The organism is Levilactobacillus mulengensis (assembly GCF_003946045.1).
Classification (GTDB): domain Bacteria; phylum Bacillota; class Bacilli; order Lactobacillales; family Lactobacillaceae; genus Levilactobacillus; species Levilactobacillus mulengensis.
The window spans coordinates 1-14,957 of sequence record NZ_RHNW01000005.1 but is presented as its reverse complement, the minus strand read 5'-3'; the positions used below and the strand labels follow the sequence as shown (position 1 = coordinate 14,957).

General features: G+C 49.9%; 12 protein-coding genes. 8 read left to right on the top strand and 4 right to left on the bottom strand.

All coding sequences use genetic code 11. From position 1 onward, the window contains the following. Positions 1 to 4: 4 nt before the first annotated feature. Together EKM84_RS06270 and EKM84_RS06265 are read right to left on the bottom strand one after the other, a co-directional pair. On the bottom strand, positions 5 to 196 hold the full coding sequence (locus tag EKM84_RS06270; protein WP_125764825.1) for a hypothetical protein: 192 nt from the start codon (positions 194 to 196) through the stop codon (positions 5 to 7). 54 nt (positions 197 to 250) lie between these two features. Next, positions 251 to 1,420 carry an acetyl-CoA C-acetyltransferase gene (locus tag EKM84_RS06265; protein ID WP_125764823.1) on the bottom strand — a complete coding sequence of 390 codons (1,170 nt, stop codon included), beginning with the start codon at positions 1,418 to 1,420 and terminating at the stop codon, positions 251 to 253. A gap of 465 nt (positions 1,421 to 1,885) precedes the next feature. Between EKM84_RS06265 and ptcA the strand changes: the two genes are divergently transcribed. The 7 genes from ptcA (at position 1,886) to EKM84_RS06230 (ending at position 10,046) form a co-directional block, all read left to right on the top strand. Then, a complete protein-coding gene (gene ptcA, locus EKM84_RS06260; protein ID WP_125764821.1) occupies positions 1,886 to 2,920 on the top strand; it encodes a putrescine carbamoyltransferase in 1,035 nt (344 codons plus the stop codon). Between the two features lie 63 nt (positions 2,921 to 2,983). Continuing rightward, positions 2,984 to 4,384: an APC family permease gene (locus EKM84_RS06255; RefSeq protein ID WP_125764819.1), complete on the top strand. Its 1,401-nt coding sequence runs from the start codon at positions 2,984 to 2,986 to the stop codon at positions 4,382 to 4,384. Between the two features lie 23 nt (positions 4,385 to 4,407). After that, positions 4,408 to 5,502, top strand: a complete 1,095-nt coding sequence (aguA, locus tag EKM84_RS06250; protein WP_125764817.1) for an agmatine deiminase — start codon at positions 4,408 to 4,410, stop codon at positions 5,500 to 5,502. Positions 5,503 to 5,568: 66 nt separating this feature from the next. Further along, positions 5,569 to 6,513: a carbamate kinase gene (arcC, locus tag EKM84_RS06245; protein WP_125764815.1), complete on the top strand. Its 945-nt coding sequence runs from the start codon at positions 5,569 to 5,571 to the stop codon at positions 6,511 to 6,513. A gap of 503 nt (positions 6,514 to 7,016) precedes the next feature. Further along, on the top strand, positions 7,017 to 8,123 hold the full coding sequence (gene aguA, locus EKM84_RS06240; protein WP_125764813.1) for an agmatine deiminase: 1,107 nt from the start codon (positions 7,017 to 7,019) through the stop codon (positions 8,121 to 8,123). A 1-nt stretch (position 8,124) separates the two neighbouring features. Then, the gene (locus tag EKM84_RS06235) at positions 8,125 to 8,931 is read left to right on the top strand and encodes a MurR/RpiR family transcriptional regulator (protein WP_125764811.1); all 807 of its coding nucleotides are present in this window, start codon (positions 8,125 to 8,127) and stop codon (positions 8,929 to 8,931) included. 152 nt (positions 8,932 to 9,083) lie between these two features. Beyond that, entirely contained in the window at positions 9,084 to 10,046 is a 963-nt protein-coding gene (locus EKM84_RS06230; protein ID WP_125764809.1) for a hypothetical protein, read from the top strand. A gap of 91 nt (positions 10,047 to 10,137) precedes the next feature. Here EKM84_RS06230 and EKM84_RS06225 read toward each other — a convergent pair whose 3' ends face one another. Together EKM84_RS06225 and lysS are read right to left on the bottom strand one after the other, a co-directional pair. Beyond that, a complete protein-coding gene (locus EKM84_RS06225; protein ID WP_125764807.1) occupies positions 10,138 to 11,655 on the bottom strand; it encodes a UDP-N-acetylmuramoyl-L-alanyl-D-glutamate--2,6-diaminopimelate ligase in 1,518 nt (505 codons plus the stop codon). 20 nt (positions 11,656 to 11,675) lie between these two features. Beyond that, entirely contained in the window at positions 11,676 to 13,190 is a 1,515-nt protein-coding gene (lysS, locus tag EKM84_RS06220; protein ID WP_125764805.1) for a lysine--tRNA ligase, read from the bottom strand. Between the two features lie 309 nt (positions 13,191 to 13,499). Here lysS and EKM84_RS06215 point away from each other — a divergent pair, with 309 nt between their 5' ends. After that, complete coding sequence (locus tag EKM84_RS06215; protein WP_125764803.1) at positions 13,500 to 14,687, top strand: MFS transporter; 1,188 nt, start codon at positions 13,500 to 13,502, stop codon at positions 14,685 to 14,687. Positions 14,688 to 14,957 lie beyond the last annotated feature (270 nt).

Sequence of the window (14,957 nt, the reverse complement as noted above, 5' to 3'; positions counted from 1 at the left end):
TAATTTATTGATGAATGAGGAGTAAAGAGACGAGCACGAAAGCCTGAACGACCATCACGCCGAAGACACCGGTGAATGACTGGCTGTAGTGGTGATCACGGTGCCAGAGGTAACCGACCACACTGGCGAGCACCACGAGGCCGACGACGAGTAAAATAATCAGTTTAAGTTTAACGTCAAAATCCGCTGTTAGCATTGCGTCCGCTTCCCTTACGTTGAATAGTTACCGTCATTATACCAGACCTCGTGGCTAATCGCGCGAAATGGTGAGCGCAATACCCATCCCGCCGCCGATACACATAGAGGCCAGGCCGCGGTGCAGGTCTGCCCGGATGAGTTCGTGCAGTAGCGTAACCACGATGCGGGTGCCGGATGCGCCCAGGGGATGGCCGAGAGCGATACTACCACCGTTCACGTTTAACCGGTCGTTGGGGATGTGAAGGTCACGGGTGATGGCGACGGACTGAGCAGCAAAGGCCTCATTAACCTCGAAACGATCAACATCGTTCACCGTTAGATTGGCTTTGGCCAGGGCGCCTTGAATCGCTGTGACGGGCGCGTACCCCATGATGGCGGGGTCAATACCAGTTTCTTGATATGCACCTAAGGTTGCCAGGTAAGGGATACCCGCGGCCAGCGCAGTCGATTTGCGCATCAGTACCATAGCAGCGGCACCATCGTTCAAGCCAGCGGCGTTCCCCGCCGTGACGGTGCCATCTGCCTTGAAGGAAGGCTTCAGGGCGGCTAGTTGATCCGCCGATGTCGTCGTTCGGACGGGTTCGTCCGCCGTGATGGTTTGGTTGCCGACCTTGACCGGCACGATTTCCGCGTCAAAGCGGTGGTCGAGCTGAGCCTGCGTTGCGTTCTGTTGGGAACGCAGGGCGAAAGCATCCTGTTCGGCACGACTCACGTGGTATTTTTCAGCCACGTTTTCCGCAGTCATACCCATCGTTTCGCCACCAAAAGCGTCGGTCAGGCCGTCATGGGCCAGACTGTCGATTAAGCTGGTGTGGCCAAACTTCTGCCCCCACCGAATATTGTTGTTTAAGAATGGCGCGTTACTCATACTTTCCGTTCCACCGACCAATACGGCGTCCGCGTCGCCCATCAAGATGGCACTTTGGCCCAGGCGAATCGCCTTGAGACTGGACCCGCAGACCTGATTGATGGTCATGGCCGTGCTGGTGACAGGCAGGCCGGCGTTCAGTTCAATTTGGCGCGCCACGTTTTGGCCGAGCCCTGCTTGGAGCACCGTGCCAAAGATGGTTTGCTGAATCATGGCGGGGGCAAGACCGCACCGCTTAACGGCGGCCTGTGCCGCGATGGTTCCCAAGTCAACGGCCGAAAGTTTTTGAAGACTCCGCCCAAATTTACCAATTGGGGTCCGCACCGCACTAACAATCACAACTTCTTCTGCCATGATAACTCTCCTTTTCCGATAGTATCCGAACTTTAAATATAACTGACTTTCCCCGGTTTGTCTTGGATTACGTGCCAAGATGATTGGGGATTTGCATTTTCTTAAGGAATTCGGCGTTGCTCAATTCGATGCAAGATGAGCAACGACAAATCCATTTTATAAATAACATGTAATTTTATACATAATATATTCAACTAGACCTAGAGCAGAGGCATTGTGCTAGTGTGTTTCATCAGTTACGAGTCCAGAGCATGCTCTAAATTGAATCAGCACAACCACAGGCTACACCGTTCAGTGCTCCACCAACGATGAAACATGTTTCATCAAATGAAACTAGAAACACCCCGAAAACCCTAGAATCAGCTTGCCTGAAAACGCTTCCCAAGAGTGCATATTTACATTATGCTAAGCACGTAATCAATTGATACGAACAACACAAATAAAAAATATAGAGGAGTAATTGACATGACTAAACGCGATTTTATTGATACCAACACTTACACGAAAGACGAAATCCAATACATGATCGAATTGGGGATCAAGATTAAGGAATCCATCAAAAACGGTTACTACCCACCATTGTTAAAGAACAAGACGCTCGGGATGATCTTTGAACAATCCTCAACGCGGACCCGGACTTCTGCCGAAGCTGCCATGACTGAATTAGGTGGTCACGCTCAATACTTAGCACCAGGCCAAATCCAATTAGGTGGTCACGAATCCATTGAAGATACGTCACAAGTTCTGGGCCGCATCCTTGATATCATCGGTGCCCGGGTTGAACGTCACCACACCGTTGCTGAAGTTGGTAAATTTGCTAAGGTGCCAGTGGTTAACTTCATGAGTGACTACAACCACCCAACGCAAGAACTTGGCGACATCATTACCATGACGGAACACTTACCAAAGGGCAAGAAGCTTAGCGACTGCAAGATTGTCTTTGTTGGTGACGCTACCCAAGTTTGTGTTTCAACCATGTTCATGGCGACCAAGATGGGGATGGACTTCGTACAATTTGGCCCTAAAGGCTTCCAAATCAAGCCTGAAACCCTTGAAATTGGTAAGAAGAACGCTGAAGTTTCTGGCGGTTCTGTCTTAGTTACTGAAGACGCTGACGAAGCCATGAAGGATGCCGACTTTATCTACACCGATGTTTGGTACGGCTTGTACGAAGCTGAATTATCCAAGGATGACCGGATGAAGATTTTCTACCCTAAGTACCAAGTCAACGCTGACTTAGTATCTAAGGCCTCCGATCACGTGAAGTTCATGCACTGCCTGCCAGCTACCCGTGGCGAAGAAGTTACCGACGAAGTCATTGACTCCGACTACTCTATCGTTTGGGACGAAGCTGAAAACCGTAAGACGGCTATGCGTGCTATCTTCGTTTACCTGTTGAACCCAGAATTGAAGTACGCTTCTAAGGCTGTTGCTGACAAGTACGATGCAGAATTTGAATTAATGTTACGGAACGCCGTTGACGAACGTAACGCAAAATAAACTGGTTATCCGATTAGAGTGCCGCGCAACGGAACAAGGATAGCGGACTAAGGAGATAGGATCGTGCAAACAGAAAAGAAAAAGTTTAGACTATTTGACGCCGTCTTAATGTCGGTGGTTGTCATCATGGTCGTGGAATCGGTCGCTCCGGCGGCTGCTATCGGCCCGTCGCAGTTCTTCTGGTGGATTTTCTTATTAATCTTGTTCTTCATCCCGTATGGTTTAATTTCATCCGAGCTGGGGACGACCTACACCGGGGACGGTGGCTTATATGATTGGGTTCGTCAAGCATTTGGTCAACGCTGGGGTGGCCGGTTAGCATGGCTCTACTGGATTAACTACCCATTATGGATGGCGAGTTTGGCCGTGTTATTCGTCCAAGTCAGTGATCAGATATTTAATATCAAGCTTAATACGTTAGGGTCAATTATTGTTCAGTTAGTCTTTGTTTGGGTCGTTGTCCTAATGGGGAACCAACCCGTTTCCGAGAGTAAATGGATCATGAACTTAGCGGCCTTCACCAAGATTTTCACTATTCTGGCGTTAGGTGGTTTGGGAATCTACGTTGCCATGACGCGTGGGGTGGCCAACACCTTCACGTTACAGACGCTGATGCCACACTTTAACTTATCTGGTTTGACCAACTTATCCGTCATCATCTTCAACTTCTTAGGTTTTGAAGTTGTGGCTACGATGGCCGATGACATGGACAATCCTAAGAAACAAATCCCCCAAGCCATCATCTATGGTGGTATCTTGATTGCCTTCTTCTACCTGTTAGGGGCCTTCGGGATGGGTGCTGCGATTCCAACTGACAAATTGTCTGCTTCCAGTGGTTTGATCGACAGTTTTGTGCTGTTGATTGGTCACATGAACTGGTTCGTCATTCTAATCGGGATCTTCTTCCTGTACATCTTAGTTTCTGAAATGATTTCCTGGGCGTTAGGGGTTAACTACGTTGCCGACTACGCCGGGAAAGATGGCGCTTTACCACGAATCTTTGCCAAGGAAAACGCCAAAGGAATGCCCGTTGGGACGGGTTACCTGAACGGTATCATTGCCAGTGTGCTGGTCATTGCTGCCCCATTCATTCCTAACCAAGACATTTTCTGGGCTTTCTTCTCCCTGAACGTGGTTGCTTTGCTCTTATCCTACACCATGTTATTCCCAGCTTTCTGGAAATTACGGCAGTCAGATCCAGACAAAGAACGGCCATTCAAGGTTCCTGGTGGCAAGCTCATGATTAACTTAATGACTTGGGTACCAGAAGTGCTCTTAATTTTGACGATTATCTTCTCCATTGTTCCAATGAACGGCTCTGCGAGTGAGATTTCCAGCAAGATGCCAGTCCTGATTGGGGTTATCATTACGTTAGCTGTTGGTGAAATTGTGGTCCGTTACGCAGAACATCATCAACCGGCTAAACAAGATTCTGAAACGAAACCTGCAAACGAAAACAACTAAATTGATAAGGAGCTGAAATAAGTATGAAGACGTTAGATAGTACACCAAAACAAGACGGTTACCGCATGCCAGGTGAATTCGAACAACACAAGGGTGTTTACATCCTGTGGCCACAACGTCCAGATAACTGGCGTAACGGTGGTAAGCCTGCCCAAAAGACGTTCGTTGAAGTGGCTAAGGCCATTTCCCAATTCGAACACGTCACGGTCGGTGTCAATGATGACCAGTACGCCAATGCCAAAAACCTCTTGCCTGACGACGTTGAAGTTGTTGAAATGTCTAATGACGATTCCTGGATTCGTGACTGTGGCGCAACCTTTGTTAAGAACGACAAGGGCGGCCTGCGGGGCGTTGACTGGACGTTCAATTCCTGGGGTGGCTTAGTTGATGGCCTCTACTTCCCATGGGACAAGGACGACCGGGTTGCTGAAAAGATGACTGAATTGGAACACGTTGACCGTTACCGGTTAGACGATTTCATTTTGGAAGGTGGCTCCATTCACGTCGATGGTGAAGGCACGCTGATCACCACTGAAGAATGCCTGTTGTCTGACGGCCGGAACTCACAGCTGTCCAAGGAACAGATTGAAGAAGTTCTGAAGGAAAACCTGAACTTGAAGAAGGTTATCTGGTTAAAGAACGGGATTTACCTCGATGAAACTAATGGTCACGTTGATAACATTGCCAACTTTGTTAAGCCAGGCGTAGTTGCCTTAGCTTGGACGGATGACAAGAACGATCCACAATACAAGATTTCTAAGGAAAACTTGGATATTTTGGAAAACGCAACGGATGCTAAAGGCCGGAAAATCAAGGTCGTTAAGCTCTACTTGCCAAAGCCAATCACCATTACCAAGGAAGAAAGCGAAGGCGTCGACGCGGTTGATGGAACCTTACCACGGACTGAAGGCGACCGCTTGGCTGCCAGCTACGTGAACTACTACACAGCTAACGGCGGCATCGTCTTCCCACTGTTCGGTGATCCAGCCGACGAGAAGGCCAAAGCAACGCTGGAAGAACTTTACCCAGACCGCAAAGTTGTGGGCGTTCCCGCTCGTGAAGTCTTACTCGGTGGCGGTAATATCCATTGCATTACGCAACAAGTTCCCGAAGCTTAAACGGGAATCGGAAGGTCAGGTGAAGAGCCTGGCCTTTTTCTTTAAAAATTAAGGAGTGAATGATTTATGACAAAGCGTAAAATTGTTGTCGCTTTAGGTGGCAATGCCATCTTAGCAAATGATGCTTCCGCAAAGGCCCAACAGGCAGCCTTAGCTGATACGGCCAAATATTTGGTCAAGTTCGTCAAGCAGGGGGACCAACTGATTATTTCTCACGGAAATGGTCCGCAAGTGGGGAACCTGTTGCTCCAGCAATCCGCTGGTAGTACGGCCAAGAACCCAGCGATGCCACTGGATACGGCGGTGGCGATGACCCAAGGGAGCATTGGCTACTGGTTGGAAAATGCGATGGACAAGGCCTTAGCCGATGAAGGCTTGACCCAAGACGTTGCCACGGTTGTGACCCAGGTAGAAGTTTCACCTGATGATCCGGCCTTTACGGATCCCAGCAAGCCAATCGGTCCGTTCTACACCAAGGAAGAAGTTGCTGCTGAACAGCAGGCGCACCCAGACAATGTTTACGTTGAGGATGCCGGTCGGGGGTACCGCCGGGTCGTCGCTTCGCCTAAGCCAATCGATGTGAAGGAATCGGCTGTCGTTAACGCGTTAGTTGATGCCAACATCATTCCCGTATCCGTTGGGGGTGGCGGTGTGCCCGTCGTCAAGGAAGGCAACCAATTAGTTGGTCGCGAAGCCGTGATTGATAAGGACTTTGCTTCTGAAAAATTGGCTGAGCTGGTCCACGCCGATCTCTTAATTATTCTGACGGCCGTTGATCACGTTTTCGTCAACTTCAACCAACCCAATCAAAAGCAATTGACCGATGTGACCGCTGCCGAATTGAACCAGTACATCACGGAGAACCAATTTGCCAAGGGAAGCATGTTACCCAAGATTCAGGCAGCACTGGACTTCGTGAACAACCGGCCTGAAGGCAAAGTTGTCATCACCTCGTTGGCTAACGTGGGTGATTTCCTGGAGAACGGTTCTGGGACCATCATTCGTAAGTAACTAAATGATGGGGAACTGCGGCTCACAGTGAGTTAGAAACTAACAGAATAGTCTGGCGTGCCAGCAGTCTAGGGCTGCACATGACCCATCAAATTTCCAAACTTATCTTTGACAATATTTGACTGAGAGTGGGACAAAAGGCGGTTAGCCGGCGAGCATTAAGGCTGCTAACCGAATAATCCTGGTTTTGGATTGTTTGGTTAGCAGTTTTAAGCGGAACCGGGTGCCTTTTGTCGCACGTTTCGGCCATATAAATGGGTACACAAACAGAGTCTGGGGTTTTGTCCCAGACTCTGTTGTACATAGCTGGCAATATTTGCTGTAAGGGCTATGCGTTTGACCAGGGGATTTAGTGTAAAATAAGTGAATAAATTAGCGGGGATGTCTGCTAAGTAAAGAATGCAATGAGTGACTAATGTAATTGCGCATGACATGATTTCATCATCAGTGAATGAAAGTGCAAGCATCGGTTAATAATTATGATATAAAGCGGAGTGAGTAAAATGAGACTAGCAGAAACACCTGCACAAGATGGTTTCCGCATGCCTGGCGAGTTTGAAGATCAGGCTGCGAGCTACATGATTTGGCCAGAGCGACCAGACAACTGGCGTGAGGGTGGCAAGCCCGCGCAAAAGGCCTTTGCCCGTTTGGCAGAAACGATTGCCAAGTTTGAACCCGTGACGATGCTGGTTAATCAGGACCAGTACAGTCATGCCCGGGCGAGCCTATCCCCAGCAGTTCGGGTCGTTGAGATGAGTAGCAATGATTCTTGGATGAAAGACTGCGGTCCCTTTTACGTGGTCAACGACGCTGGTGACATTCGTGCCGTTGATTTCCAATTTAATGCGTGGGGTGGCCTCCTCGATGGCCTGTACTTCCCGTGGGATAAGGATAACCAAATTGGGAAGAAGGTTGCGGATCTTCAGGACTTCCCCGTGTACGAGGTCAATGCGGTGCTCGAAGGCTGTGCCATTCATGTGGATGGGCAGGGAACGCTGATTGCGACGGAGAGTGTGGTCTTATCTGAGGGCCGCAATCCCGGTGGGCTGTCAAAGGCCGATGCCGAGAAAATCTTCCACGACTACCTAGGGGTGACCAAGACAATTTGGCTGCCGGAGGGGTATTTCATGGATGAAACCAATGGTGATATTGATAACATGGTGAATTTTGTGGCACCCGGTGAGTTGGTCCTGACCTGGACCGATGACGAAACGGACCCGCAATATGAAATTAGCCAAGATGCCTATAACCGGCTGTCTGCTGAAACCGATGCCCAGGGCCGACGCTTCAAGATTCACAAATTACAGACGCCCCGGATTCTGACGTTGAGTGAAGAAGAGGCGAACGGCGTTGACCCCATCAACGGGATGTTGCCCCGAGTGGCTGGGCAACGGTTGACGGCGAGCTACGTGAGCTACATCACCACAAATCAGGCTATTTTGATGCCAACATTTAATGATCCCCAGGATGCCATCGCGCACCAACAGCTTGCTGAACTTTATCCAACGCGCCAGGTCGTCGACGTCCCAGCCACCGAGATTTTAACCGGTGGGGGAAACATCCATACGATTGCGGCCGGCGTTCCAGGACGTCACACGGGAGGAAAGTAGCATGAATTTCTTTGAAATCGTCAATGCACACTTGGGGAGCTTGACCCCGAACGAACAGAAACTGTTTGACTACGTGGTTAAAAATATGGATCAAATTAAGAATCAAAGTATCCGGGAGGTTGCGTCGGCCACGTTTGTGTCGACCGCAACCTTTCTGCGGTTCGTAAAGAAAATCGGCTTTTCCGGATTTAGTGAATTTACGACCGTCATCAAGTTCACATTGATCAACCGGAAGGACACGGACCAGGCAACGCCATTTGTGGTTAAGCAAACGGATTACCGCGAAGAATACTTGAAGAACATTGCGGAGTCGATTCACGTGATTCAACCGAAACGCATGCGGCAGGTGGTCGAACGCCTAGCCCAGCATCCCGACATCTTTTTCTTCGCTAAGGGTGTTAGCAAGCATGCCGTCGAGTATATTGATTACCTGTATGCGATGGCTGGCTTCCGGACCCATTACCCGCGCGACCATGATTATCGGCAGCAGGCATTGGGCCAGATTGGCGGGGATGACTTGGTCTTTATTCTGACCTATGAGGGTTCCGACGGTGAAATGCTGGACAACATGAGCCGGCTAGTCGATATGAGTCCCCGGCCACTGTTGGTCTCGATTACTGAGCCGGATAATAACACGATTCAAAATTTGAGCGACGTTAACTTTTACATCTTTACCGATGGGGTCACCATCAATAACACGGACATTAGTTCACGGATTTCGACGATTTCGGTGATGGAACTAATTTTGTATCAATACGTTGAGGACTATGGTGGTCGTGACTTCCATTTCCACAAGCGTGAAGAGTAACCGACAACCACTAGCAACTTAAACCAGTAACGGACTTCAGGCACGCTGTCTGCGGTCCGTTTTTTAGGTCACTAAGTAACCCAGATTTGCATTTTCTTAAGGAATTTCTCTATAATAGTAGGTAATGGACTCAAGATAGGGGAATAAAAGTGATGGAACAATCAGATTCAACTGCCAAATCGTTGACGCCGGCAGAATTCCTGACGCCGCAACGGTTGGCTTCATTATCAGCTAATCAACAAAAATACGCAGCCGCCATTTTAAATGACGTGCTGCGCGTCCGCAAGACGGTCGACATGGCGCAGGGAGACTGGACGCCGCAACAGGTTGCTGCGACGTTAGCGGCCTTACCAACGATGGTCGACCAGCCACATCTGTACTTCGTGGCGGTCGTGCCGGTCTTATCGGCTTACTTTAAGGCCCAAAAGTTGTCCAATCTGAAAGCCTTGGACGCCGCTCTGAAAGCTGCTCGCCCTGATTTGGTCGAAAAGCACGCTGCTGCGGCCGATGAGCAGGAAGCTTACGAGGGCGTAGTCGCACTCGTTGAGCAGTGGGTCCAAGCCATGACTGACCAGCCAGATGTCGCCAATTTATCGGCTGCTGACCAACAAAACTTCATGACTATCGTCCACACAACGGCTGAACTGATGATTACCGGAAAGGGTAAACAGCCTAAGGACTGGGACGTGCAAACGTTAAGCGAAATCATGTTTGGGCCCTTCACCCATTTACTAGACGAAAAGGATCGGGTGCCAGCGTTGTTCAACCTGGTGCCATTTGCTCTGACAACATTATTCGCCTACCTGGCCGACCAGCAACAGTTACCGGCCGCCACGGCCTTACAGGACTGGGTCAGCGAGCACCACACGGCATTAGTGACCATGTACGACCCGAAGTTAGAGAGCTTCTTTGAAGACCTGACCACGGCCATGCAGGCGCAAAATATCGACGCCGATGATGCCAAGGCGGTGGATGCCTTCACCCAGGATTACCTGCGGGCCCACCCCACGACCAGCCGGGAACTCTTTACGACGGATCGTCAGTTGACTCACAAGAAGCATATTAAGCAAATCAAATACAGCCAAAAGAAGCGGCGGAAGCACCGTCGTCGTTAAGGGCCTCTAAAACGTAAAAAAAACGAGCAAGTGATTTCCCTTCAATTTGAAGAGAGCCACTTGCTCGTTTTTTATAACCATTTATTTTAGATTATTGTTCGTCCGCCAAGCCAGCAATCACGTCTTCCGCGACAACGGGGTCGGACGCGTAAGGCGTGTCAACACCGTTGATCTTTTGGTAGGCGTCTTCACCCTTACCGGCCAGCACGACTAAATCGTCGTTGGTGGCACTGGTAATGGCGTGTTGAATGGCGTCTTCCCGTTGCGGAATGATGCTAGTTTTGACCTTATCGTGGTCAATTTGGCTGTCGATTTCCTTAGCGATGGCGATGGGGTCTTCGTGACCCGGATCGTCCGTCGTCAGGAAGGCCGTGTCAGCGTAATCGTTGAGCGCCTTAGCGAAGCCCTCGCGGCGGTCCTCACCCTTGTCACCAGTGCTGCCAAGAACGGCAGTGATGTGGTGGTCGGGGAACTGCGTGTGCAGGAAGCTCAGCAGGGCGTTCATGCTGCCCCAATCATGGGCGTAATCGATATAGATGGTCCCATGATGTTTGGTCGTAATCGACTCCATCCGGCCCGGAATGGTCGTATGAGCCAAACCGTATTGCAGGTCGCTAACCGCGGCACCGGCCAAATGACTCGCCAGAATGGCGGCCGTGGCGTTGCTTTGGTTGAAGTCACCCGGCACGGACACGTGATACGTCGTGGCCAAGGCCTGTAGCTGGTCGGCACCGTGGACCGTCAAGCCAAATTCGCTATCGGTCAGCGTCGCCGTGCTACTGGTGATGGACAACGTGGCGTCCGGCTGGTTAAAGCCGTACGTAAAGATGTGTTCGGGATCCGTGGAGACCTTGGCTGCCGCGTAAACCTCGTCAAAATGGTCCATGTCCGCATCAATAATACAATTGCGCGAATTGATCATCAGCTGCATTTTGCAGAAGAGGTAGTTGGCAAAGTTCGGGTGCTCGTTAACCCCGATGTGGTCGGGCGAAATGTTCAGGAAGATACCGACGTCAAACGTCAGCCCGTACACGCGGTCCAGCAGGTAAGCCTGGGAGGCCACCTCCATCACCAGCACCTTGTCGCCATTGTCGACCGCTTGCCGCATTTCGTGGAAGAGGTCAAATGACTCTGCCGTGGTTAAATGCGCCTTGAATTGGTCTTCCGGCTTGGGGCCGATGATGTGGTTGATGGTCGAGAACATGGCGACCTGCTGTGGGAACGCATGGCTCAGGATGTTTGTCGTCAGATACGTCGAGGTCGTTTTCCCCTTGGTCCCGGTGTAGCCAATGACGAAGAGGTTATTTTGCGGGAAGCCAAAGTAGAGTTGGGCGGCCAAGGACAAGGCCTTGCGCACGTCGTTGACCAAGATGACTGGCACGTCAACATGGTAATCCTTTTCGGCTAAGTAACAGGTTGCCCCGTTAGCAATCGCCGACTGTAAATAGTCCACTGAGAAATTGAAGCCTTTGCAGACGAAGAGGCCGTTGGCGCTGGCCTTGCGTGAATCATACGCTAAGGATGCAAAGTCGACGTCGTCTGATGGTAGCGTGGTGCTCAGAAACAAGTTATGCTCCTGAAGCAGCGCAATCAGCTGGTTTGCTCTCATTCAATTGCCTCTTTTCGTGGTTAATCGTTAGGCCGCATGGTAGGGAACAGCATTACGTCGCGGATAGAAGCTGCGTCAGTTAAGAGCATCGTCATCCGGTCGATCCCGATACCCAGACCACCAGTAGGCGGCATACCGTATTCCATGGCTTCGATGTAATCGTTGTCGATTCCATGGGCTTCTTCGTTACCAGCTGCACGTTCGGCGTCTTGGGCTTCAAACCGTTTCTTTTGGTCGATTGGGTCGTTTAATTCAGTAAAGGCGTTCCCGTATTCGTTCCCGTCGATGTAAAGTTCGAACCGGTCGGTGAAACGAGGGTCCTTCGGGTTCTTCTTAGCCAGTGGTGAGATTTCAACCGGGTGGCCGTAAATGAAGGTGGGGTTAACCAACGTGTCTTGAACCTTTTCTTCGAAGAAGGCGTTGATGATGTGACCGACCTTCCAGTAAGGTTCGCAGTGAATGCCGTTTTCTTCAGCTAACTTCTTAGCGTCGTCGTCAGACATTGGTTGCCAGAAGTCGATACCAGTGGCGTCCTTAACGGCATCAACCATGTGAACCCGCTTGAAGTCGGAATCAAGGTCGATGTCCTTACCTTGATAAGAAACTTGGCCGGAGCCGTTAACCTTGTTGGCTACGAAACGGAAGATGTTTTCCGTTAAGTCCATGACGTCCGTGTAGTCGGCGTAAGCGGTATAGACTTCAACCATGTTGAATTCAGGGTTATGCCGTAAGTCGGTCCCTTCGTTCCGGAAGTCCTTGCCCAGTTCGTAAACTTTTTCCATCCCACCAACGATCAGGCGCTTCAGGTAAAGTTCCGTGGCAATCCGCAGGTACAGAGGAATGTCAAAGGCGTTGGAGTGAGTGACAAATGGCCGTGCTTCGGCCCCACCGGCTTCCGTTTGGAGAACGGGGGTGTCCACTTCCAGGTAGCCTTCGCTATCTAAGTATTCGCGAATCGCTTTCTTGATTTGGGTGACCTTGATGAATCGGTCAAAGCTATCTTGGTTAGCGATTAAGTCCAGGTACCGTTGACGGTAGATGGTTTCAGGATTCGTCAGACCATGGTATTTGTCTGGTAATGGCCGTAAAGCCTTAGATAAGAATTCAAAATCAGTGAAACGGAGCGTCAAAGCGCCAGTGTTCGTCTTGATGACGTAACCCTTGGCACCAATGAAGTCCCCTAAGTCTAACGTCTTGTAAAGGGCGTACTTGTCTTCGCCCAGTTCGTCTTGACGTGCGTAACCTTGGACCACACCAGTTCTGTCGAGCAAATCGATAAAGCCGGCCTTGCCGCTGCCACGCTTACCGGTAATCCGACCCGCAACAGCAACATAATGTTTGTCTTCCATCAGCTCTTCTTTATCATACTTATCGTATTTTTCAGTGAGCGACTTGCTGTCGTCAGTTCTATCGAAGCGGTGACCGAAAGGCGCGATGCCCTGTTCTTGTAAATTATCCATTTTATCCCGACGAACCTGCATCTGATCATTCAGATCGGCCGGTGCGGCATTTTTATTATTTTTGCTGTTACCCATGTTGTGTCCTCCTATTAAGTATTGATTCAAAGTGTCATGAATCCAAACCTCCCTTAAATTTAGTTGATTTTCGCCCAATAAGCAAGCCATAAAGGGGGATTAGCCGAATGAAGACGCTTACAAAATGGTGCCGCTAGAATTTTTTGCTAATGCTGGACGCAAGTGACCTGGTAATTAGGAGAAACGTTCAGGCAATTTTGCCAATCCGGCTAAAGTCCGCTAGAGATTTCGGCAACCCCCTTTCGAGTGGTCGGGTAAACATGATAGACTTAGCTCATTCACGTTTTAAAAGGGGGTCAGGTATCAGTCATGTTAAGATTAATGCGCAAAATGTGGCCGTTGTTGCTGCTCGGATTTTTGGTGAACACGGCCTATAGTGTGATGTGGCCGTTAACCACCATCTACCTGCACGGCGATCTCCACTTGAATCTGGTTCAGAGTGGCTTGATCCTGGCGGCCTATTCCGGCTGTAATGTCCTGGGTGGCTACCTCGGTGGCGTGTTGACGGACCGCTACTCGGCAAGAACGGTTGGCGTCGGCATGTTGGTCGGCTTGATTATCGATGCGGTGATTGGCTTTTTCTGGAATGGCCTCATCGCTTATCCAATTGTGCTGGTGGTCTTTGGCCTATTGACCGGGGGCATGTTGACGCTGATTACGGCGATGACCGCCCAGCTCAGCCATCTCGACGGTCGGTTGTTCAATCTGCTCTACATTTTTATCAATGTCGGCCTGGTGGTGGGGACGGCAAGTATCGGCGTTCTCTACCATAATAGTTTGAAACCCATCTTTGGCTTGTTGTTGAGTTGCTACGTGCTCGCGGCCATTCTTTGGAGTTGGCGGGCAGGCAGCTTTGAAAAACAGTCCGCAGGTCAAACGCCACGGCAAGCAACGCCGATGACTGCAACGGCTCAGCCAACTGCGAGTGGCCGCTTGTCGCGAATGAGCCTCGTCATCATTCTTCTGAGCCTCGTGCTGATGTGGATCACCTACGCCCAGTGGATGAGTAACGTGTCGGTTTACATTCAAAATGAGGGCCTGGGGATTAAACTGTATAGTACGCTTTGGGTGTATAACGGTGTGCTTCTAATTGTGGTGCAAGCTTTGATGGCAAAAGTCAGTCATAGCAAGGTGTTACCTTGGCAAATCCTGGGTGGCTTAGTGGCAATTGGCAGTTCTTTTCTTCTATTAACTAGTGAATCCGGTGTCGTGGTGTTGTTTGCCGCGATGACCCTGCTAACGATAGGGGAGGCCGTGTACGTTCCGGGGGTCCCTGCACTAATCAATTTATACACGGTGGGGAACGAAGGAACCTATCAAGGACTCGTCAATGCGTTTTCTTCATTAGGTAAAGCATTGGGTCCTGTGTTAGGCGGTGTGGTCATTGCCCATTTAGGATCATTTCACCTGCTTTTTTGGTTCTGTGCCGTCGTTAATGCGGTGATTGCGCTAGGCTTTTTGGTCGGCGTTGTCCCGGTACTCAAACGGCAGTCATAATTGATGCGAACTATCACCAGGCGTTTCCTGGCAAAACGACCGATTAACTCGGTCGTTTTTTATTGGTTTCACAGCGACCATTCGTCTTTGAAAATTATTTTCATTTTTCACCTATTTTAGTTGACGGGGCGGGCTGTGGTTGGTATAGTTATATACGTTGTCACGGCGATTAACCAACTAGACCAATTCGAAAGATTGAAAATAGTTGTTGACAAGCATGACGACAAAATGATATATTAATTAAGTTGCTTCGTTGGAAGCAGCCATCAA

Excerpts from the sequence above, each read along its gene's own strand:
- EKM84_RS06270 (WP_125764825.1), bottom strand. The coding sequence starts at position 196 with ATGCTAACAGCGGATTTTGACGTTAAACTTAAACTGATTATTTTACTC.
- EKM84_RS06265 (WP_125764823.1), bottom strand. The coding sequence starts at position 1,420 with ATGGCAGAAGAAGTTGTGATTGTTAGTGCGGTGCGGACCCCAATTGGT.
- ptcA (WP_125764821.1), top strand. The coding sequence starts at position 1,886 with ATGACTAAACGCGATTTTATTGATACCAACACTTACACGAAAGACGAA.
- aguA (WP_125764817.1), top strand. The coding sequence starts at position 4,408 with ATGAAGACGTTAGATAGTACACCAAAACAAGACGGTTACCGCATGCCA.
- arcC (WP_125764815.1), top strand. The coding sequence starts at position 5,569 with ATGACAAAGCGTAAAATTGTTGTCGCTTTAGGTGGCAATGCCATCTTA.
- aguA (WP_125764813.1), top strand. The coding sequence starts at position 7,017 with ATGAGACTAGCAGAAACACCTGCACAAGATGGTTTCCGCATGCCTGGC.
- EKM84_RS06235 (WP_125764811.1), top strand. The coding sequence starts at position 8,125 with ATGAATTTCTTTGAAATCGTCAATGCACACTTGGGGAGCTTGACCCCG.
- EKM84_RS06230 (WP_125764809.1), top strand. The coding sequence starts at position 9,084 with ATGGAACAATCAGATTCAACTGCCAAATCGTTGACGCCGGCAGAATTC.
- EKM84_RS06225 (WP_125764807.1), bottom strand. The coding sequence starts at position 11,655 with ATGAGAGCAAACCAGCTGATTGCGCTGCTTCAGGAGCATAACTTGTTT.
- lysS (WP_125764805.1), bottom strand. The coding sequence starts at position 13,190 with ATGGGTAACAGCAAAAATAATAAAAATGCCGCACCGGCCGATCTGAAT.
- EKM84_RS06215 (WP_125764803.1), top strand. The coding sequence starts at position 13,500 with ATGTTAAGATTAATGCGCAAAATGTGGCCGTTGTTGCTGCTCGGATTT.